General features: G+C 72.7%; 20 protein-coding genes and 1 pseudogene. 9 read left to right on the top strand and 12 right to left on the bottom strand.

Going from position 1 to position 18,945, the window contains the following annotated elements:
• The 3 genes and pseudogenes from ABZZ04_RS38220 to sigE form a co-directional block, all read right to left on the bottom strand.
• Nucleotides 1-235 (bottom strand): annotated as a pseudogene (locus ABZZ04_RS38220) (protease); the annotation flags it as partial.
• Nucleotides 236-345: 110 nt separating this feature from the next.
• Nucleotides 346-1,395, bottom strand: a complete 1,050-nt coding sequence (locus ABZZ04_RS38215) for an anti-sigma factor (RefSeq protein ID WP_356936849.1) — start codon at nucleotides 1,393-1,395, stop codon at nucleotides 346-348.
• Nucleotides 1,392-2,153 carry an RNA polymerase sigma factor SigE gene (sigE, locus tag ABZZ04_RS38210; RefSeq protein ID WP_262375829.1) on the bottom strand — a complete coding sequence of 254 codons (762 nt, stop codon included), beginning with the start codon at nucleotides 2,151-2,153 and terminating at the stop codon, nucleotides 1,392-1,394. The genes ABZZ04_RS38215 and sigE overlap by 4 nt, the downstream gene beginning before the upstream one ends.
• A 186-nt stretch (nucleotides 2,154-2,339) precedes the next feature.
• On the opposite strand from sigE, the gene ABZZ04_RS38205 reads away from it, so the two are divergent.
• Nucleotides 2,340-3,005 carry an O-methyltransferase gene (locus ABZZ04_RS38205; RefSeq protein ID WP_356936848.1) on the top strand — a complete coding sequence of 222 codons (666 nt, stop codon included), beginning with the start codon at nucleotides 2,340-2,342 and terminating at the stop codon, nucleotides 3,003-3,005.
• Nucleotides 3,006-3,172: 167 nt separating this feature from the next.
• Here the strand turns inward: ABZZ04_RS38205 and ABZZ04_RS38200 are convergent, their stop codons facing one another.
• Entirely contained in the window at nucleotides 3,173-3,340 is a 168-nt protein-coding gene (locus ABZZ04_RS38200; protein WP_003966491.1) for a DUF3117 domain-containing protein, read from the bottom strand.
• Between the two features lie 314 nt (nucleotides 3,341-3,654).
• Here ABZZ04_RS38200 and ABZZ04_RS38195 point away from each other — a divergent pair, with 314 nt between their 5' ends.
• Nucleotides 3,655-4,467 (top strand): enoyl-CoA hydratase-related protein, encoded by an 813-nt coding sequence (locus ABZZ04_RS38195; protein ID WP_356936847.1) that lies wholly within the window; start codon nucleotides 3,655-3,657, stop codon nucleotides 4,465-4,467.
• A gap of 34 nt (nucleotides 4,468-4,501) precedes the next feature.
• On the opposite strand, the gene ABZZ04_RS38190 is transcribed toward ABZZ04_RS38195, so the two are convergent.
• Both ABZZ04_RS38190 and ABZZ04_RS38185 read right to left on the bottom strand, forming a co-directional pair.
• The gene (locus ABZZ04_RS38190; RefSeq protein ID WP_356936846.1) at nucleotides 4,502-5,089 is read right to left on the bottom strand and encodes a DNA-3-methyladenine glycosylase I; all 588 of its coding nucleotides are present in this window, start codon (nucleotides 5,087-5,089) and stop codon (nucleotides 4,502-4,504) included.
• Nucleotides 5,086-5,532, bottom strand: coding sequence for a hypothetical protein (locus ABZZ04_RS38185; protein WP_356936845.1), 447 nt, complete (start codon nucleotides 5,530-5,532; stop codon nucleotides 5,086-5,088). Before ABZZ04_RS38185 ends, ABZZ04_RS38190 begins: the two co-directional genes overlap by 4 nt.
• A 215-nt stretch (nucleotides 5,533-5,747) precedes the next feature.
• Between ABZZ04_RS38185 and folP the strand changes: the two genes are divergently transcribed.
• A complete protein-coding gene (gene folP, locus ABZZ04_RS38180; protein WP_148839042.1) occupies nucleotides 5,748-6,620 on the top strand; it encodes a dihydropteroate synthase in 873 nt (290 codons plus the stop codon).
• Nucleotides 6,621-6,675: 55 nt separating this feature from the next.
• Here the strand turns inward: folP and ABZZ04_RS38175 are convergent, their stop codons facing one another.
• Both ABZZ04_RS38175 and dapE read right to left on the bottom strand, forming a co-directional pair.
• Entirely contained in the window at nucleotides 6,676-7,425 is a 750-nt protein-coding gene (locus ABZZ04_RS38175) for a TIGR00730 family Rossman fold protein (RefSeq protein ID WP_356936844.1), read from the bottom strand.
• A gap of 102 nt (nucleotides 7,426-7,527) precedes the next feature.
• Complete coding sequence (dapE, locus tag ABZZ04_RS38170) at nucleotides 7,528-8,607, bottom strand: succinyl-diaminopimelate desuccinylase (RefSeq protein WP_356936843.1); 1,080 nt, start codon at nucleotides 8,605-8,607, stop codon at nucleotides 7,528-7,530.
• Nucleotides 8,608-8,793: 186 nt separating this feature from the next.
• Here dapE and ABZZ04_RS38165 point away from each other — a divergent pair, with 186 nt between their 5' ends.
• Complete coding sequence (locus ABZZ04_RS38165) at nucleotides 8,794-9,747, top strand: hypothetical protein (protein ID WP_356936842.1); 954 nt, start codon at nucleotides 8,794-8,796, stop codon at nucleotides 9,745-9,747.
• A gap of 297 nt (nucleotides 9,748-10,044) precedes the next feature.
• On the top strand, nucleotides 10,045-10,443 hold the full coding sequence (locus ABZZ04_RS38160; RefSeq protein WP_356936841.1) for an ATP-binding protein: 399 nt from the start codon (nucleotides 10,045-10,047) through the stop codon (nucleotides 10,441-10,443).
• 201 nt (nucleotides 10,444-10,644) lie between these two features.
• On the opposite strand, the gene ABZZ04_RS38155 is transcribed toward ABZZ04_RS38160, so the two are convergent.
• Complete coding sequence (locus ABZZ04_RS38155) at nucleotides 10,645-11,742, bottom strand: bifunctional succinyldiaminopimelate transaminase/glutamate-prephenate aminotransferase (protein WP_356936840.1); 1,098 nt, start codon at nucleotides 11,740-11,742, stop codon at nucleotides 10,645-10,647.
• A gap of 188 nt (nucleotides 11,743-11,930) precedes the next feature.
• A complete protein-coding gene (gene fdxA / locus ABZZ04_RS38150; protein WP_018105475.1) occupies nucleotides 11,931-12,251 on the bottom strand; it encodes a ferredoxin in 321 nt (106 codons plus the stop codon).
• 117 nt (nucleotides 12,252-12,368) lie between these two features.
• Between fdxA and ABZZ04_RS38145 the strand changes: the two genes are divergently transcribed.
• From ABZZ04_RS38145 to ABZZ04_RS38135, 3 genes are all read left to right on the top strand, one after another.
• Nucleotides 12,369-13,421, top strand: coding sequence for a GNAT family N-acetyltransferase (locus ABZZ04_RS38145; protein ID WP_356936839.1), 1,053 nt, complete (start codon nucleotides 12,369-12,371; stop codon nucleotides 13,419-13,421).
• A 47-nt stretch (nucleotides 13,422-13,468) separates the two neighbouring features.
• Nucleotides 13,469-14,326 (top strand): transglutaminase-like domain-containing protein, encoded by an 858-nt coding sequence (locus tag ABZZ04_RS38140; RefSeq protein WP_356936838.1) that lies wholly within the window; start codon nucleotides 13,469-13,471, stop codon nucleotides 14,324-14,326.
• 72 nt (nucleotides 14,327-14,398) lie between these two features.
• Nucleotides 14,399-14,827, top strand: a complete 429-nt coding sequence (locus ABZZ04_RS38135; protein ID WP_356936837.1) for an ester cyclase — start codon at nucleotides 14,399-14,401, stop codon at nucleotides 14,825-14,827.
• A gap of 181 nt (nucleotides 14,828-15,008) precedes the next feature.
• Here ABZZ04_RS38135 and ABZZ04_RS38130 read toward each other — a convergent pair whose 3' ends face one another.
• Together ABZZ04_RS38130 and ABZZ04_RS38125 are read right to left on the bottom strand one after the other, a co-directional pair.
• Nucleotides 15,009-15,536, bottom strand: a complete 528-nt coding sequence (locus tag ABZZ04_RS38130) for a hypothetical protein (RefSeq protein ID WP_356936850.1) — start codon at nucleotides 15,534-15,536, stop codon at nucleotides 15,009-15,011.
• Between the two features lie 176 nt (nucleotides 15,537-15,712).
• Nucleotides 15,713-17,692 carry a translation factor GTPase family protein gene (locus tag ABZZ04_RS38125; protein WP_356936836.1) on the bottom strand — a complete coding sequence of 660 codons (1,980 nt, stop codon included), beginning with the start codon at nucleotides 17,690-17,692 and terminating at the stop codon, nucleotides 15,713-15,715.
• Between the two features lie 637 nt (nucleotides 17,693-18,329).
• Here ABZZ04_RS38125 and ABZZ04_RS38120 point away from each other — a divergent pair.
• Nucleotides 18,330-18,945: hypothetical protein (locus ABZZ04_RS38120; RefSeq protein ID WP_356936835.1), on the top strand; the 616-nt coding region annotated here is incomplete at its 3' end.

Genomic DNA, 18,945 nt, shown 5'->3' with positions numbered 1-18,945 from the left:
GCCCGGCGACCGCGGTGGTGCGGGAGTCGTCCGGCGCGGACGCCTCCGGGCCCGCGGGCGCCTGCACGGCGTCCGCGGCCGGGAGCCCGGCCGTCGGCGCGCCCGCGGAGCCGGCCGCGGGCGGCGCGTCCTCGACGGGGAACGAGGACTCGTCCGGCGCTGTGCGGGTGGCGCGTCCCGGTGTGGGACGGCTCCACCACTTCGCCTTCGGCCCGGTGGACTTCCCGTCTTCCATGCTCTCCCCGCAACTGCCTCAACTGGCCCGTGCACGCCCCGGCGGGGGCGTCCCTCCCGGAACTGCTCCGGGAATTCAACCAGGTTTGCGAATGCTTGCGCAGGCCCCGGTCAACGCCGGACGGAAAGCGGCAGGCCGCGCTCGGTGGGGGTGGGGAGAGCCGAGGCCGACGGTTGCGCCCACGACGACGGCGGTGGCGGTGACGGTGCGTAGGGAGTCGGGGACGGCGGGGCGAGGCGTCCGAGCACCTTGGCGAAGAGCGGGGTGGGGGCGGTCGGACGTATCAGCGGTGACGCGGACATGTTCGTCAGGACCTGGGTGGTGAAGGGACCGCCCATGAGGCTCCCGGTGGACATCACCGCGGACGTGGACAGGGTGGCGGGAGTGGCCGCGGAGGATGCGGACACCACGTCCGGTGCGGTCGACGGGGCCGCCACGGCCACGCGCTCGCCCTCCTCCGCCGCCGTGAGCCTGCCGTGGCCGCCGCCGCCGTTGCGACGGGCGGCCGGGCTGCTGCCCTCGCCGCGCGAAGCGGTGTCGAAGGGGGTCACGGCGTTCCCGGAGCCGGAGCCCGAGGCGCGGGCCGCGGCACCGGGCCCCGAGCCCGTGGGCAGGGCGCCGCCGAGGGCGATGGCCGCCAGCGAGACGGCGCTCGCCGCCGCGAAGGCGAATCTCCGGCCGCGCCAGGGCGAGCGGTCGGCCTCCCGTCCCACCTCATGGATCCGGAAGCCGGAACGGGGGGACCTGCCCGGCAGCACGGCGGTCGAGCCGTGCGGGGCCGGCAGGAAGCCGAAGCCTCCGAGCGGGGAGTCCCCCGACGGATCCGTACGGCTGCCGGGCTGCTGGACCACGGGGAAGAGCCCGTCGGCAAAGCGTCCGGTGCCGCCGAACGGTCTTCCCTCGTCGTCGCCGTCACCTCCCGGACCGCCGGGAAGGCCCTGCAGCCGGGCGAGGAACCCCTCGGACGGCGAGGGCGGGGCGGACTGCGCGAAGACGCTCTTCAGGCGCCGCTGGTCCGCGGCCTCGGCCTTGCACTTGGCACAGGTCGCGAGGTGGGCGAGCACCCGGTCCCGGGCGTCGTGTTTGAGCTCGCCGTCGACAAGCGCGGCGAGGCGATCCCCCAGGTGTTGTTCCGCGGGGGTCGGACCTGTGCCACTCACGCCGTTCCGCCCTCCCCCGCAAGTACCGCGCCCGCCAGCGAGCGCTGCTCGGCACGGGCCGCGGGCGAGCGGTGCTGCAGCGCCTTGCGCAGGTGCGAGCGGCCCCGGTGGATACGGCTGCGCACGGTGCCGAGCTTCACGCCCAGCGTCGCGGCGATCTCCTCGTACGAGAGGCCCTCGATGTCACAGAGCACGACGGCGGCACGGAACTCGGGCGCGAGGGTGTCCAGCGCCTGCTGCACGTCCGCGTCGAAGTGGCTGTCGTTGAAGACCTGCTGCGGGGACGGCTCGCGGCTCGGCAGCCGCTCGGCGGCGTCGTCGCCGAGGGAGTCGAAGCGGATGCGCTGCTTGCGGCGGACCATGTCCAGGAACAGGTTGGTCGTGATGCGGTGCAGCCAGCCCTCGAAGGTGCCGGGCGTGTAGGTCGACAGCGACCGGAAGACACGGACGAAGACTTCCTGGGTGAGGTCCTCGGCGTCGTGCTGGTTGCCCGTCAGTCGGTAGGCGAGGCGGTAGACCCGGCCGCTGTGCGTGCTGACGATCTCTTCCCATGAGGGCGGTGTCCACGCCTGGGAATCCGCATCGGAGGCGAAGGTCGCGGTCGGTGCGGAGTCGTTGGAAGAACGGTCAGCAATGTAGGTCACGGATTTCGGCTCACCCGCCGACCTGAGAAAGCGCCGCAGCACTCCTCCCCGATCCACAGGCGCAGCCGCACCTCCCCTGTCGGCTCTGGTGGTGTCCAGTGGAGTCCCTACCATAGCCACCTCGCCCGTTAGCTCCGGATAAGCCTTTTTCCTGCTGGGGCCGGGGACGGCCCCCGGGAAAGCACCGGCCCGTGGCTTCCCGGACCCGATCTGCGGGGCCGGTCCCACGGGCTCTCCCCCGCCTCCTCATAACGCCCGGTCCCATCTGCGGGTTCCCGGGTGCAGCGGATACAGTCACCGTTGCGCCAACTACGGGGACAGGAGAGGGTCATTACCGCCAACCGGCAGACGAGCTGGGCGTTCGCCGACGCCTTTGTCGCCGAGGACGAAGCAGTGCGCTGGGCCAGGGACCGGGCCCGGGACGCAGGGCTCCGCCCGGTGTCGCCAGGCACCGGCGCCGCGCTGCGCCTGCTCGCTGCCACGACGGACGCCAAAGCGGTGGCCGAAATCGGCACCGGCACCGGCGTGTCCGGCCTCTATCTGCTGCATGGCATGCGGCCCGACGGGGTGCTGACCACGGTCGACCCGGAGCCCGAGCGCCAGCAGTTCGCCCGCGAGGCGTTCCGGGCCGCGGGCTTCGCCGCCAACCGCTCCCGCTTCATCCCCGGCCGCGCCCTGGACGTGCTGCCCCGGCTCGCGGACGGCGGGTACGACCTCGTGTTCTGCGACGGCGACCGGCTGGAGAGCCTGGACTATCTCGCCGAATCGTTGCGGCTGCTGCGGCCCGGCGGCCTGGTCTGCTTCGAGGGCGTCTTCGCCGACGGCCGTACAGTCGACTCCGCGGCGCAGCCCGCGGAGGTGCTGCGGCTGCGGGAGCTGCTGCGCACGGTGCGGGAGAGCCAGGAGCTGATGGCGACGCTGCTGCCGGTGGGCGACGGGCTGCTGTGCGCGGTGCGACGGGGCTGAGCGCCCCGAGCGGGAACGGGGGCCGGCCGGGCTCCCGGCACTTCCGCGCGCCCCCGGCCGTCAGGCCTCCCGGGCTCCGGGCCGGCCGGCCCCGGACCGTCGTGAACGCATCACTGCCCCGGCACGGGCACCGTGCCGGGGCAGTGATGAAGAGTGAACGCCGCTGTTCAGCCGACGACCTTCTTGAGGGCATCGCCGAGTGCATCGGCCTCGTCCGGCGTCAGCTCCACGACAAGCCGACCGCCGCCTTCGAGCGGAACGCGCATGACGATGCCCCGCCCCTCCTTTGTCACCTCGAGCGGGCCGTCGCCCGTCCGCGGCTTCATGGCCGCCATGCTCGTTCCCCTTCCTGAAACCAGCTCATCGCAACCGGCGGCCCCACTGACAGGCGCTGTGTCACCGGCATCGAACACATTGCTTCCAGGTCATTATCCCGCATCACAGACCCCGATGACCAACCTCGGTCGGCATCGCTTGTGCAACGCGCTCTCGCAAAACCACCCATTTCGGCGATCGACCTGCGATACTCCGCCGCCCTCGCCCCTTTGTCGGGGTGCAATTGTTAGACGCAGGTCACATGTCGGCTTCCGCCCGCGTCGGCCATGCTTGCCTGGACAGGCATTGCCCGAGGTCCGGAGGGGACAACGAAATGGCCGATCACATGGCGGACAGCGTGCTCTACGAGGTGAGCGACGGACTCGCGACGATCACCCTCAACCGTCCGGACGCGATGAACGCCATGGACACGGCCACCAAGGTGGCGCTCCGGGACTCGCTGGAGGCCGCCGCCGCCGACACCGCCGTACGGGCCGTTCTGCTCACCGCGACCGGGCGCGCCTTCTGCGTGGGCCAGGACCTGAAGGAGCACGTGGCCAAGCTCGCCGAGGCCCGTGAGTCGGACGGCGGCAACGCGCTGAGCACCGTGCGGGAGCACTACAACCCGATCGTCCGGGCCCTCACCGGGATGCCCAAGCCGGTCGTCGCCGGGGTGAACGGCGTCGCCGCGGGTGCCGGTTTCGGTTTCGCGCTCGCCTGCGACTACCGGGTGGTCGCCGACACCGCCTCGTTCAACACCTCGTTCGCCGGTGTCGCGCTCACCGCCGACTCGGGCGTCTCCTGGACGCTGCCCCGGCTGATCGGGCAGAGCCGCGCCGCCGATCTGCTGTTCTTCCCGCGCTCGATCTCCGCGCAGGACGCGTACGAGCTGGGCATCGTGAACAAGCTGGTGCCCGCGGCCGACCTGGCCGCCGAGGCCGCAGCCGTGGCCCGCGCCCTGGCGTCCGGCCCCACGGTGGCGTACGCCGCGCTCAAGGAGTCCCTGGCCCACGGCGCCGGGCACACGCTCGACGAGGCGCTGGAGAAGGAGGACGAGCTCCAGACCCGGGCGGGCGCGTCCGAGGACCACACGATCGCGGTGCAGGCCTTCCTGAACAAGGAGAAGCCGAAGTACCTCGGCCGGTAGCGGACGGGCGGGAGGCTCCGAAGGGCCCGGCGGGCTACGCGCCGCCGCCGCGTGCCACGCAGTCGGCCAGGTGGTCGTCGACCAGGCCGCACGCCTGCATCAGGGCGTAGGCGGTGGTGGGCCCGACGAAGCGCAGGCCGTGCTTCTTGAGGTCCTTGGCCAGTGCCGTCGACTCCGGTGTGACGGCGGGGACGTCGCCGAGGGTGCGCGGGGCCGGGCGGCCCGCCGGGTCGGGTGCGTGGGACCAGATCAGCTCGTCCAGCTCGCCGGCGCGCCAGCCGGCCAGCACCTTGGCGTTGGCGAGGGTGGCCTCGATCTTCGCCCGGTTGCGGATGATGCCCGCGTCGGCGAGGAGGCGTTCCTCGTCGGCGCCGGTGAACTCCGCCACTGCGGGGATCTTGAATCCGGCGAAGGCGGAGCGGAAGCCCTCGCGGCGGCGCAGGATCGTCAGCCAGGACAGGCCCGACTGGAACGCCTCCAGGCAGAGCCGTTCGAAGAGGGCGTCGTCGCCGTGGACGGGGCGGCCCCATTCGGTGTCGTGGTACGCGAGGTAGTCCTCGGTGGCGAGCCCCCACGGGCAGCGCAGTCCGCCGTCCTGGGCGGCCTCGGCTCCGCCGCTCATCGCCGGGGCTCCTCTCCGGGGTACTCGGGATGGTCCTGCCCGCTCCCGCCGGGCTCCTGCTCGGGCGCCTCCCACGGCGCCCTGTGGCGCTCCTCCGACGGCTCCACGGCCGGCCGCTCGAACAGCGCGGGGCCGCCGACCGCGGTCGCCTGGGCACCGGCCAGCGCCGACTCCAGCTCCGCGATCCGCGCGTCCCGCTCGGCGAGTTCGGCACCGAGGCGGCCGAGCGCCTCGTCCACCTCCGTCATCCGGTAGCCGCGCGCGACCACCGGGAGCCGCATCGCGTCGATGTCGGCACGGCCGACCGGGCGTGTCCCGGGCAGCGGGTCGGTCAGCTGCTCGGGCGCCACGTCCTGCAGGACCGCGCTCTTCCCCCCGCCGACCACCGCGAGGGTGACCGCGGCCACGACCACCACCATCGTCAGCAGCAAGAACCAGAACACGCGCATCTCCCCATGGGCGGAAACCTGTCCGGGTCCGATCGTGCCATGCGGCACCGACAACCGGGGCCCTGCCCGGCCGGGACCGTGGGACCGACGACCGGGGTCCGCCCGGCCGGGACCGTGGGACCGGCGGCCGGGACCAGGCGATAACTTGGCGGACACGGCCCAGGGGCGCAGGCGACCCGCGGGGCGATCTACCGGAGGAGAGACACGGGATGCGAAGCGGCGCGCTCAGGCTGGGACGGCGCGAATTCGGTGCGCACGAGCCGGTGATCATGGCGATCGTGAACCGCACCCCGGATTCCTTCTACGACCAGGGCGCGACCTTCCGGGACGAACCGGCGCTCGCCCGCGTCGAGCAGGCGATCGCGGACGGTGCGGCGATCGTCGACATCGGGGGCGTGAAGGCGGGCCCCGGCGAAGAGGTGACCGCCGAGGAGGAGGCCCGCCGCACGGTGGGCTTCGTCGCGGAGGTGCGCCGCCGCCACCCGGACGTGGTGATCAGCGTCGACACCTGGCGGCACGACGTGGGCGCGGCGGTCTGCGAGGCCGGCGCGGACGTGCTGAACGACGCGTGGGGCGGCCACGACCCGAAGCTCGCGGAGGTCGCCGCGCGGTACGGCGCCGGTCTGGTGTGCACGCACGCGGGCGGCGCCGAGCCCCGGACCCGGCCGCACCGGGTCGGCTACGAGGACGTGATGGCGGACATCCTGCGGGTGACGGTGGGGCTGGCCGAGCGGGCGGTCGCGCTCGGGGTGCGGCCCGACGGGATCATGATCGACCCCGGTCACGACTTCGGGAAGAACACCCGGCACTCCCTGGAGGCGACCCGGCGGCTCGGCGAGATGACGGAGACCGGCTGGCCGGTCCTGGTGTCGCTGTCCAACAAGGACTTCGTCGGCGAGACGCTCGACCGGCCGGTGAAGGAGCGGGTGCTCGGGACGCTGGCGACGACGGCCGTCTCGGCGTGGCTGGGCGCGCAGGTCTACCGGGTGCACGAGGTGGCGGAGACCCGGCAGGTCCTGGACATGGTGGCGTCGATCGCCGGTCACCGGGAGCCCGCGGTGGCCCGCCGCGGCCTGGCCTGACGCCCGCGGGCCGGGGCGGGCGCCCGTCCCCGCCCCGGCCCGGCCCGGACGTGACCTACCGGCCGACTTCCTTCGTCACGAGGTTGACCGCCTCGTCCACGTCGTCCGTGACGTGGAACAGCAGCAGGTCGTGCTCGGACGCCTTGCCCTGGGCCACCACCGTGTCCCGCAGCCAGTCCACGAGGCCGCTCCAGTACTTGGTGCCGAACAGCACGATCGGGAAGCGGGTCACCTTGCCCGTCTGGACGAGGGTGAGGGCCTCGAAGAGCTCGTCCAGGGTGCCGAGGCCGCCGGGCAGCACGACGAAGCCCTGCGCGTACTTCACGAACATCGTCTTGCGGACGAAGAAGTAGCGGAAGTTCACACCGATGTCGACGTGCGGGTTGAGGCCCGACTCGAAGGGCAGTTCGATGCCGAGGCCGACCGAGACGCCCTTCGCCTCCCGCGCCCCCTTGTTCGCCGCCTCCATCGCGCCGGGCCCGCCCCCGGTGATCACCGCGAAGCCCGCCTCGACCAGGGCCTTGCCGATCCGTACGCCCGCCTCGTAGTCGGGTCCGTCGGCCGGGGTGCGGGCGGAGCCGAAGACGCTGATGGCGCTCGGCAGTTCGGCCAGCGCGCCGAAGCCCTCGACGAACTCCGACTGGATGCGCATCACCCGCCAGGGGTCGGTGTGCACCCACTCGGAGTCGCCCTCGGTGTCCAGCAGCCGCTGGTCGGTGGTGCCGGGCTGAACCTGTTCCCTGCGGCGCAGTACCGGTCCGAGCCGCTGTTCCTCGGGGACGCGTGCTCCCTCGGGGTTGCCCATGACCTGCTCCCTCCGACGACGATCGACGGCCGTCCGACGGCGGCCGTCCGTTGTCAGGTCAGGGTAGATCGCCGGAGGTTACGACCAGGGGAATGCCGTGGGTCAGCCGGTGAGCCAGGAGCGGAGGCGCTCCTCGCAGTGGGTGATCCGCTCGACCTTCACGTGCTCGTCGCGCTTGTGCGCCAGGAGCGGGTCGCCGGGGCCGTAGTTCACGGCGGGGACGCCGAGGCAGCCGAAGCGGGAGACGTCCGTCCAGCCGAACTTGGGCCGGGCGGTGCCGCCGACCGCCGCCATGAACGCCCGGGCCGCCGGGTGGGAGAGGCCGGGCATGGCCGCGCCCGAGTGGTCGTCGACGACGAATTCGGCGACGCCGCAGTCCGCGAAGACCTCGTGGACGTGGGCCAGCGCCTCCTCGGCGGTGCGGTCGGGGGCGTACCGGTAGTTGACGACGACGGTGCAGGCGTCGGGGATGACGTTGTTGGCGACGCCGCCCTCGATCCGCACCGCGTTCAGGCCCTCGCGGTATTCGAGGCCGTCGATGACCGGGCGGCGCGGCTCGTACGCGGCGAGGCGGGCCAGGATCGGGGCGGCGGTGTGGATGGCGTTGGACCCCATCCAGCCGCGCGCGGAGTGGGCCCGCTCGCCCTCGGTGCGCAGGAAGACCCGCAGGGTGCCCTGGCAGCCGCCCTCGACCTCGCCGTCGGAGCCCTCCAGCAGGACCGCGAAGTCGCCCGCGAGCCAGTCCGGGTGGGCGTCGGCGATGTGGCCGAGGCCGTTGAGGTGCGCGGCGACCTCCTCGTTGTCGTAGAAGACGAAGGTGAGGTCGCGGTTGGGTTCGGGCACGGTCGCGGCGATCCTGAGCTGGACGGCGACGCCCGACTTCATGTCGGAGGTGCCGCAGCCCCACAGCAGGCCGTCGGCGTCGAGCCGGGACGGCACGTTGTCCGCGATCGGCACGGTGTCGATGTGCCCGGCGAGCACGACCCGCTCGGCCCGGCCCAGGTTCGTCCTGGCCACGATGTTGTTGCCGTGCCGGTCGACGGTCAGGTGCGGGAGCGTGCGCAGCGCCGACTCGATCGCGTCGGCGAGGTCCTTCTCCTGACCGCTGACCGAGGGGAAGTCGACGAGCGCGGCGGTGAGTGCCGGGCCGTCCAGGGTGAGGTCAAGTGTGGTTTCGGGCATGGCACCGACCATAACGACCCCGCCCGCGGTCGGCAGGCCCGTCTCATCGCCGGTCATGGGCGGGACCGTACGGGACCAGGGCTTTTCGTTCGCTCCGGGGCGGATCGGACCCCTCGGACGCGTCATGATCCGAACCTGGGCCCCTGGGCCCTCGGCCCCGGTCCTGCACTCCAGTACGGTGGCCCCGTGCCCCGGACCGTCTCTCCCACCAGCCGACACACCGGCCGCAGCCGCCTCTTCCGCCTCACGGCGGCTCTCGTCGTGCTCGCCGCGCTCGGCGGCTATCTGGCCGTTCAGTACATAACCGGCAACAAGCTCGTCGAGGGCTGCACGGTGGAGTCCTCCGACGGTTCGGACGGCGGGGCCCGTACCTACCGGATGAGCCCCGAGCAGGCGTCCAACGCCGCGACGATCTCGGCGGTCGGCGCCTCGCGCGGGATGCCGGAGCGCGCCGTGACGATCGCGCTGGCCACCGCGCTCCAGGAGTCCGGGCTGCGCAACATCGAGCACGGCGACCGGGACTCGCTGGGCCTGTTCCAGCAGCGCCCCTCGCAGGGCTGGGGCACGGAGGAGCAGATCCTGGACCCGGTCTACTCCGCCGGCGAGTTCTACCGGCACCTGGCGAAGGTCCCCGGCTACTCGCGGCTGCCGCTGACGGTCGCCGCGCAGCGGGTCCAGCGCAGCGGCTTCCCACAGGCGTACGCGAAGCACGAGCCGGACGCGGCGCTGCTGGCTGCGGCGCTGACCGGCCGGGCGCCCGCCACGCTGAACTGCGTGCCGCCTCGGGCGACGGCCGCGAAGGCGGACCCGGCGAAGGTGCGCTCGGAGCTGGTGCGCGCCTTCGGCAAGGACGTGCTGCCCGCGCAGGGGGGCGCGCCGTCGGACGGGAAGTCCGCGGCCGGGGCTCCGGCTGCGGGCACGGTCTCGGTGCCGGTGCGCGCGACCCGTGCGTCCGGGGGCGGGAAGAAGGGCGCGGACCGGCACGGCTGGGAGCTCGCGCACTGGGCGGTCGCACGCTCCGAGACGCTCGGGATCGACGAGGTGTCCTACTCGGGCCGGGTGTGGGAGGCCGGGGCGGGCTGGCGGACGGAACGCAAGGAATCGGGCACCACCCAGGTCCGGATCGGGCTCGCGCAGTAGTTCGCCCGGTCGCCCTCAGCGGTCGTCCGGTGCTTCCCGGCCGTTCCCGTGCACGGATCGCCGCGACATCTCCCGCCGCTTCCCGAATCACCGTCACTTTCCTTGCGGCGCAAGGGAAGTGACGGTTCATCAGACCATCCGGAAAATCACGGACCGACCGGATTGCGCCGCCCCCAACCGTGCGGTGCGTTACCGACTCTTTACCTCGGCCCACCGCAACCTCTCCCGCCCTCACGACGGTTGTCATTGCGTCCGATCAACGGACAGACAGATTCCTCATCCCGTCGAAGGAGCATCATGTCCCTCCCCCTGACCCGTCGGATCGCCCGTGCCGCGCTGCTGATCGCCGCAGGCGCCGCCCCCGTGGTCGGCGCGGCCGGAGCCGCGGGTGCCGCGACGCTTCCGCAGGCCCCGGAGCTCGGCGGTCTGACCACCGTCGACGGGGCCGGCCTCGGCGAGGTGGCGGACGGCGCCGGTCTCGGCAAGGCGGTCGACGGCACGTCCCGGCAGGGTGCCGACACGGCCAACGAGACCGGCGGCAAGCTCGTCGGCACGGCCCTCCCGGTCGCGAGCAAGACCGTCGGCGAGGCCGGCACCCAGGCGGCCCCCACCGTGCAGAAGGCCGCGGGCGGCCTCGCGGGCAACGCGGGCGAGACCCTCGGTGGCGCCGCCGAGGGCGGCCTGCCGCTCGGCTGACCCGCCCCGGCCACCGGTCGGCGCACCACGCGCGAGGGGCCCCGGGACGCGATGCGTTCCCGGGGCCCCTCGCGCGTACGACGGACCGACCGCGTACGACGGACCGAACCTGTACAGCGGACCGACCGCGAACAGGTCCGAGCCCGTCCGCCCGTCCGCCCGTCCGCCCGCCCGTCCGCCCGTCCGGTCCGGATCGCCCGCCTACGGCGCCAGGCGCTTGACCGCCGCCGCGACCCGCTCGTCCGTCGCCGTGAACGCCACGCGCACGAAGCGGTCGCCGGCCGTGCCGTAGAAGTCGCCGGGCGCCACCAGGATGCCGAGCTCCGCCAGGTACGCCACGGTCTGCCAGCACGGCTCGTCGCGGGTGGCCCACAGGTAGAGGCTGGCCTCGCTGTGCTCGATCCGGAAGCCGTGCGCCTCCAGGGCCGCGCGCAGGGCCGTGCGCCGCTGCGCGTACCGCTCGCGCTGCTCGGCGACGTGCGCGTCGTCACCGAGCGCCGCGACCGTCGCCGCCTGGACCGGGGCGGACGTCATCATTCCGCCGTGCTTGCGGATCAGCAGCAGATCGCCCAGCACGGCCGGGTCGCCCGCGATGAAGGCGGCCCGGTACCCGGCCAGGTTGGAGCGCTTGGAGAGCGAGTGGACGGCGACCACGCCGTCGTACGTGCCGCCGCAGACGTCCGGGTGCAGCACGGAGACCGGCTCGGCCTCCCAGCCCAGTTCCAGGTAGCACTCGTCGCTGAAGACCAGTACGTCGTGCTCGCGGGCCCAGGCGACGATCCGGGTCAGTTCGTCCTTGGACAGAACCCGGCCGGTCGGGTTGGACGGCGAGTTCAGCCAGAGCAGCTTCAGCCCGGCCGGGTCCAGCTCGGTCGGGTCGTCGTAGACGACGGGTTCGGCGCCGCAGAGCCGGGCACCCACCTCGTACGTGGGGTAGGCGAGCCGCGGGTACGCCACCCTGTCGCCGGGGCCGAGGCCGAGCTGGGTCGGCAGCCAGGCCACCAGCTCCTTGGAGCCGACGACCGGCAGGACGTTCCCGTGCGTCACCCCGACCGCGCCGAGCCGCCGCTCCAGCCAGCCGGTGATCGCGTCGCGCAGCTCGGCGGTCCCCCACACCGTCGGATAGCCGGGGCTGTCGGCGGCGGCGACGAGCGCCTGCTGGATCAGTGCGGGCACCGGGTCGACGGGCGTGCCGACGGACAGGTCCACGATGCCGTCGGGGTGCCCCTCGGCCGTCGACTTGCAGGGGGCGAGCTTGTCCCACGGGAAGACCGGGAGACGGGCGGAGACTGCGGACACGGAATCTCTCTGCTTTCTCGTACGGAGCTTTCGCGTACGGAACTTCCTCGTACGGGGCTTTCTCGTACGGGGTTCTCCCGTACGGGCCGCCGGGGCACCGGGCACCCGTCACCCGGGTGCGAAAACGCCTCGGCCCCGCACGGTGACGAGCCGTACGGGACCGGGGCGGTGCGCGTGGCGGCCGCCGACTACTGGTTCTGCGGCGGGAGCGCGGCGATGAACGCGTGGTCGCGCTCGATCAGGCCCAGCTTGGAGGCACCACCGGGCGACCCGAGGTCGTCGAAGAACTCGACGTTCGCCTTGTAGTAGTCCTTCCACTCGTCCGGAGTGTCGTCCTCGTAGAAGATCGCCTCGACCGGGCACACCGGCTCACAGGCTCCACAGTCGACGCACTCGTCCGGGTGGATGTACAAGGACCGCTGGCCCTCGTAGATGCAGTCGACGGGGCACTCTTCGATGCAGGCCTTGTCCTTCACGTCGACACAAGGCTGCGCGATGACGTAGGTCACGCTGTCGTTCCTCCTCGGTAGGGCGTTGGCTCTCGCGCGGGAGCGCGGCGTCGTCGATGCCCACCCCTAGTATCTCCGTTCCGGGGCACGAACCGAACAGGAGGGGCGCACAGAGCTGTGGAATTCACCATCGGCGGACAGCTCGAGGTCCGAATCACACCGGTTGACGTGGGCAAACGTGTATCAGTCCGGCGTGTGTGCGAGACCGATCCTCAAGGCGCGAAGTTCACGGACACCGTCGGGGTTCTCACATCATGGGACAACGGTGTGCTCTCGATCACACGGAAGAACGGTGAATCCGTCCGGATCGACGAGTCCGCGTTGGTCGCGGGCAAGGTCGTGCCCGCGGCTCCGGCCCGCCGCCGCGGTCCCGCCGCCTCCTTCGACGAACTGTCCGCCGTCTGTGCCCGTGCCTGGCCGCCGGTGGAGAGCGAACCGCTGGGCGAGTGGCGGCTGCGCGCCGCCGGGGGGTTCACCCGGCGCGCCAACTCCGTGCTGCCGCTCGGCGATCCGGGCATGCCGCTCGACGAGGCGCTCCGGCGCGTCGGGCAGTGGTACGGGGAACGGGGCCTGCCCGCGTACGTCCAGGCCGCGACCGGCGCCGAGGGAACCCAGGAACTGCTCTGCGCGGAGCTGGAGGAGCGCGGCTGGCGGCGCGAGGTGACGACGGAGGTGCGGACCGCCGCGCTGGCGCCGATCGGCGACCTGGCGGCGGACGTCTCGCGGGTGCGGCTGGACCGGGACCTCGACGAGGCGTGGCTCTCCCGCTACCAGCGCTTCGAAACGCCGGACCCGCACGTCCTCCAGGTGCTGCGCGGCGGCCCGTCGGTGTGGTTCGCGTCGATACCGGCCGACGGCACCGACGCCGCAGCCGACACCGACGCCGACGCCGCAGCCGGTGGAAGCGCCCCGCCCGCCGCGATCGGCCGGTGCGTGGTGGACGGCCGGTGGGCGGGCTTCATGGCCGTCGAGGTCGATCCGGCGTACCGGCGCCGGGGTCTGGCCACCGCCGTGATGACCGCGCTCGCCCGCCGGGCCCTGGACGAGGGCGCGTCGGCGGCGTGGCTCCAGGTGGAGTCGGACAACGAGGGCGCGCGGGCGATGTACGAGGGCATGGGGTTCGCGGTCCACCACCTGTACCACCACTTCCGGCACTCCCGGTCGGCGTGACGGAGGCGGACGATCCCGATGGACCCTCACCGAGGCGGACGATTCCGATGAACCCTCACCACCAGGAGCAGCCGGACCGTCCCGGCCCCGACGAGCTGCGCAGGCGGTTCGCCGAGGAGGCGCGCGAGGAGCGGCCCGATCTCGCGCTGCTCTGCCTGTTGCTGGGCGCGGTGGCCGATCCCTCGCTGGGCGAGCACGGGATCGACGCGGCGCAGATCGAACTGGACGAGCTGGCGGGCCGACTGCCCTACGGGGTGCGGGGCGGCCGGGCCTGGGCCTCGGCCCTCGCCGAGCTGCTCGGGGAGCGGTGCGGCTTCGCGGGCTCGTCGGCGGACTACCGGCGGCTGGAGTCGTCGCTGCTGCACGAGGTGCTGCGGCGGCGCCGGGGACTGCCGATCCTGCTGTCCGTGGTGTGGATCGAGGTGGCGCGCCGCGCCGGGGCCCCGGTGTACGGGGTGGCGCTTCCCGGCCATTTCGTCGTCGGTTTCGGCGACCCGGACGAGCGGGTGCTGGCCGATCCGTTCGACGGCGGCCGGCCGATGACCGGTCAGGACGCGGAGCTGCTGGCGGCGGGGGCGACCGGGCGGCCGCTCGACGAGTCGATGCTGGTGCCCGCGCAGACCCTGGACATCGTGCTGCGCATCCTGAACAACATCAGGGCCTGGGCCGCGCACCGTCCGGAACGCACGGACGTGGCGCTGTGGGCCGTGGACCTCTCGCTGCTGCTGCCCTCGCACCCCGCCAGACTGCGCTACGAGCGTGCGCAGCTGCTCGTGCAGAGCGGGCAGTTCCTGCGCGGGGCGGCGGAGATGGAGGAGTACGCGGACGTGGTCGACGCGGTCGAGCCCGTGACGGCGGAAGAGGTACGCCGCCGGGCGCGGGCCGCGCGCTCCCTGCTGAACTAGTCTGTTTCCCCAGCAGTCGCCGACGAACGCCCCGAATCCGCCGCAACCCGAGCGGAATGCCACACTTCGCCAATGAACAACGCCAAGGACACCGTCCACCAGTTCCTCCTGCAGGTGCGCTCGGGGCTGCACCCCGACCGGGCCGGTCGCTTCATGGCCGACCGGGTCCGGGCCCATCAGGTCGTCTCGGAGGCGCCGACGGTCGTGGAGCGGACGCCGCAGCAGTACACCGAGCACGTCCAGGAGATGCTCGACGCGTACGGCCCCTTCACCCTGACCGTGGACGAGCTCATCGCCGAGGGGGACCGGGTCTACGCCCGCTGGACCCAGAACGGGCGGCACGTCGGACCGGTGGACCACCACCTGCCGACCGGTGCGCAGGTCACGGCGATGACCAGCGCGGTCTACCGCGTCGAGGACGGACTCATCGTCGAGTACTGGATCCAGATCGACCGGCAGGGGATCACCGCCCAGCTGGAACGGGCGGCCACCGAACACTGACCCCCGACCACCCGGAACCGGCGGTCGCCGAGCAGTGATCCCGGCCGCCCGGTCCGGGTGCGCGTCCCACCGCCGAAGAGGCAGGGGTCCCGGCCCGGCCGAAGAACCCGGGCCCCGGTCAGGCCGAAGAACCCGGGCTCCCGGTCCAGCCGAAAAAGCTGGGCCCCGGCCCGAAGCGGTGTCAGTTCCCCTGGTCCGCCCACTGCCGCAGCAGTCGTTCCCGCTCCGCGCCCCGGGGCGATCCGCCCTCCGTGCGGCCCCAGTCCGACATCGCGGCGAGCGTCGTGGACATCGTCGCGGCGCCCTCCGTCAGGCGGGACAGGAGGGCCCCGGAGAGGCCCGCCTCCGTCTCGGAGTAGCCGGAGGCCGCGGCGGCGTAGGCCGTCAGCCGGTGGTCGCCGTCGTGCGTCTCCACGTGCAGCGTCATCGCCGGAGGGGCCTCGCCCGCCCGGAGCGGGCGCTCGGGCAGGACCAGGTTCATCACCGTCTCCAGGGCCACGCCCCCGGCCTTCCCGGCCTGCCGCATGAAGGACTTCATGGGGACGTCGGCCAGGGTCAGGGCACGCACGTCCTCCCACAGGTGGAGGACGGACTGCCCGTCGCCGAGGCCCATCACGCCCTCGGGGGTCAGGCGCACCCCGGGCGCCATACCGGTCGGCTTCGCGCCCACGTACACGTCGCCCTCGGCGATCCAGAACAGGCCCACCATGGCCACGGTTTGCTCACTTCTCCCGACGACGGCTCCGCCGTCGTGTCGCATCGATGATCAGGTCCCCCGCCCGCACGGCCCGGACCGTCGCGAGACGTCTCCCGGCCCTCACGGGTCCGTTCGATCCTAACGAGCGGCGACGTCCAAGCCGCGGGCACCGCCACCGGATCACCAGGTCACCGCGCCTCCCCGCCCGCTGCGACCCTGCGCATCGTGCGCAGCAGGTACTCCTTGCGGTTGAGCGGGTCGTGGTCCGTGCGCGGCCGGTCCGGGGGCGGGCCGACGACGGGCCGGTACCGCTCGAAGTCGGATTCCAGCACCCCCTCGCCGCGGGTCAGGGACGGCAGCCGCTGCTGGAGTCCGTGGACGCGGGCCGCCGGGATCTCGCCCTCCAGCACACAGGCGGAACCGTGCACGTCGGGTGTGCCGGGGACGGCCCCCAGCCGGGCGAGCACGGGCAGGACCGGGCCGAACAGCTCCGCGGGGAGTTCCAGCCGGAACCGGTGGACCGGTTCGTGCACCGTGGTGCCGGCCCGTTTCAGCGCGCTCATCAGGACCAGCGGGGTCAGGTTCCGGAAGTCCCCCGCGGTGCTCAGCGGAGCCCAGTAGCCGGAATGCGTCATGGTGACGACGCAGTCGGTGACCTGCCAGCCGTGGATTCCCTGCCGCAGGGTCTCCACCACGGTCTCCTCCACCGCCCGCATCAGGGAGAAGGGCATCGACCCGAGTTCCACCCCCAGCCGGTAGTCGATGCCGCTGCCGACCGGGGCGGGGTCGACCCTGAGACCGACGGTCGCCAGGAAGGGGTTGTCGCCCTGGTCGATGATCTCGTGCGCCGCGCCGCTGCCGTCCGGTCGTTCCAGACAAATGGTGGTGGTATCGCGGAAGGTGACGCCGATTCCGAATTCGTCGGCCAGCGTCGCCTCGATGACCTCTTTCTGCACCTCGCCGTAGAGCGACACGGACAGCTCCTTGCGGACGTCGTCCTGCCGCAGGTCGATCAGCGGGTCCTGGTCGGCGAGCTGCGCGAGCGCGGAGTGCAGCCCGCCCCGGTTCGCGGGCGGGCGGGGCACCACGACCGATTCCAGCGTCGGCGGGGCGAACCACCTGCCCGGCCCGTCCTCGTCCGGCACCCCGACCGGGTCGCCGATCCGGATGCCGTCCAGTCCCCGCAGCCTCGCGATCCGGCCCGCGCCGACCTCCGCCCCGCGCACGACCGACCCCCCGTCGAAGACATCGATCCCGGTCACCCTGCCCTCGGTACGCCCCTCGCCCCGGCCGAACGGCAGCCGGTCGCGGACCCGTACCGTGCCCGAGAACATCCGGACGTACGCCGTCCGCTCGCCGCCCGGTCCGCGTTCCACCTTGAAGACCGTGCCCGAGACCGGCCCGTCGGCATCGCCCCGGCCCGCGGGCAGCAACTCCCTGACGCCGCCGATCAGGGCGTCCACCCCCACACCGGTGATCGCCGAGCCGAAGTACACCGGGTGCACCAGGGCCCGCCCGGTCTGCGCCGCCAGTTCCTCGCGCAGCCGGTCGTACGGGAGCGGCGCGGCGTCCCCGACGTACGCGGCCAGGAGCTCGTCGTCGTGGTCGGCGAGCAGTTCGGCGAGCCGGTCCGTGAAGCCGGTGTCGGCGCCGGTGTACGGCACGCAGCGGGCGTCCGGGCCGCCCGGTCCGTCGACCGACCCCATGGCGACCACGGCCGGGGTCAGCTTCTCGGCGATGCTCCGCAGCACGGTCCCGTCCCGCGCGCCGCCCCGGTCGACCTTGTTCACGAAGACGAGCGTCGGGATGCGCAGGCGTCGCAGCGTCCGCATCAGGACGCGGGTCTGCGCCTGGACGCCCTCCACCGCGGAGACGACCAGCACGGCGCCGTCGAGCACGTTCAGCACCCGTTCCACCTCGGCGATGAAGTCCGGGTGACCGGGGGTGTCGATCAGATTGACGGTGGTGTCGTCGACGGCGAACGAGACGACGGCGGATTTGATCGTGATGCCGCGTTGCCGTTCGAGCGCCAGGGAATCGGTCCGGGTGCTGCCGTCGTCGACGCTGCCGAGCTCGTCGACGACTCCGGCGGTGTGGAGCAGCCGCTCGGTCAGGCTCGTCTTACCGGCGTCGACATGCGCCAGAATTCCCAGGTTCAGCGTGTGCACGAAACTCCATGTCTTCGAGATCGGTGGCAATTCCCGTCTGAATGAACATGTGAGTTCCCCGCATGACCCGCTCCTTCGGTCGGTCGACTTCAGCGGCGAGTACAGCAGGGGCCGGACCCCCCGACAACCGATTTACCGGCCCGGTCACCGGCTCCGGACCCGAACACCTCGCGCCGCCCGAAAGCAAGCAGGTCAGAGACGGCGAGTCGCCCGCCGCGACACGTGACGGACCCGGATCGGCGACCGCCGACGCGCAGGAACCGACGGACCGTCGGAACCGCCCAGCCCGGCCGGCCCGCGACACGGCGCACACGACACGGGGTCAACTCACATTGCCCACATGCCTGTTGACGGGAAATGAGAAATCCTGGCGGACCGGTCGTCGAGTGCGCCGATGAACTGACGCACCGGCAAACGGGTGGCCCTCCGTCGCCCAAACCTCACGCGGCGCTGCGTGCAGTCCAACGGGTGATTATCGGCCCGGTGCCACCCGAAAAGAGCAGGGTGTAGCTCCAATGCGCCGCTCCCCGATGGCGCGGATCGGCATTCCGACTGACGGTGGATCACGTCGCCACTGCGCCACATTGAGTCGACAGCCCGTCACTCTTCGCAGTTGCGTCGGAAGGAATGTGTTCAGATGCGCTCTGCCCGCACACTGTTCGCTTCGGCCGCCGTCACAGCGGTCCTCGCCATCACCGGTCCGGCCGCCTACGCCATGGTGACGTCCGGCGACTCCGGTCACGACAACGGTTACTCGTCCTCGCGCGGCGACGACCACGGGAAGTCCGACTCCGACCGCGGCGGTGACCGCGGCGGCTACGGCGACGACGACCGTGGTGGCTACGGCGACCGCGGCGGCAAGGACGACCGGGGCGACAAGCCCTGGGGCGGCGTCCACGCCGGCGGCGGCTTCATGGCCTCCGTCCTCACGGGCGACGACGAGGGCGGCCGCGGTGGTTACGGCGACCACGACAAGGGTGGCAAGGACGACCGCGGCGGCAAGGACGACCGGGGTGGCTACGGCGACCACGACAAGGGCGGCAAGGACGACCGCGGCGGCTACGGCGGCGACCGCGGCGACCGGCCCCACGGCGGTGTCCACACCGGTGGCGGCTTCATGGCTCGCGTCATCACGGGTGACGACGAGGGTGGCCGCGGCGGCGACCACGACAAGGGTGGCAAGGACGACCGCGGCGGCAAGGACGACCGGGGTGGCTACGGCGACCACGACAAGGGCGGCAAGGACGACCGCG

The sequence above is a fragment of the Streptomyces sp. NPDC006435 genome, assembly GCF_040612315.1.
Classification (GTDB): domain Bacteria; phylum Actinomycetota; class Actinomycetes; order Streptomycetales; family Streptomycetaceae; genus Streptomyces.
The sequence above is the reverse complement of the archived record's forward strand: the minus strand, read 5'-3'. Positions and strand labels throughout refer to the sequence as shown.

What these genes read in the sequence shown, in the direction of transcription:
- ABZZ04_RS38130 (WP_356936850.1), bottom strand. Translation starts at nt 15,536, where the DNA reads ATGGTGGGCCTGTTCTGGATCGCCGAGGGCGACGTGTACGTGGGCGCG.
- ABZZ04_RS38175 (WP_356936844.1), bottom strand. Translation starts at nt 7,425, where the DNA reads ATGGGCAACCCCGAGGGAGCACGCGTCCCCGAGGAACAGCGGCTCGGA.
- folP (WP_148839042.1), top strand. Translation starts at nt 5,748, where the DNA reads ATGCGAAGCGGCGCGCTCAGGCTGGGACGGCGCGAATTCGGTGCGCAC.
- ABZZ04_RS38190 (WP_356936846.1), bottom strand. Translation starts at nt 5,089, where the DNA reads ATGAGCGGCGGAGCCGAGGCCGCCCAGGACGGCGGACTGCGCTGCCCG.
- ABZZ04_RS38135 (WP_356936837.1), top strand. Translation starts at nt 14,399, where the DNA reads ATGAACAACGCCAAGGACACCGTCCACCAGTTCCTCCTGCAGGTGCGC.
- dapE (WP_356936843.1), bottom strand. Translation starts at nt 8,607, where the DNA reads ATGCCCGAAACCACACTTGACCTCACCCTGGACGGCCCGGCACTCACC.
- ABZZ04_RS38160 (WP_356936841.1), top strand. Translation starts at nt 10,045, where the DNA reads ATGTCCCTCCCCCTGACCCGTCGGATCGCCCGTGCCGCGCTGCTGATC.
- ABZZ04_RS38140 (WP_356936838.1), top strand. Translation starts at nt 13,469, where the DNA reads ATGAACCCTCACCACCAGGAGCAGCCGGACCGTCCCGGCCCCGACGAG.
- ABZZ04_RS38195 (WP_356936847.1), top strand. Translation starts at nt 3,655, where the DNA reads ATGGCCGATCACATGGCGGACAGCGTGCTCTACGAGGTGAGCGACGGA.
- sigE (WP_262375829.1), bottom strand. Translation starts at nt 2,153, where the DNA reads ATGGTAGGGACTCCACTGGACACCACCAGAGCCGACAGGGGAGGTGCG.
- ABZZ04_RS38200 (WP_003966491.1), bottom strand. Translation starts at nt 3,340, where the DNA reads ATGGCGGCCATGAAGCCGCGGACGGGCGACGGCCCGCTCGAGGTGACA.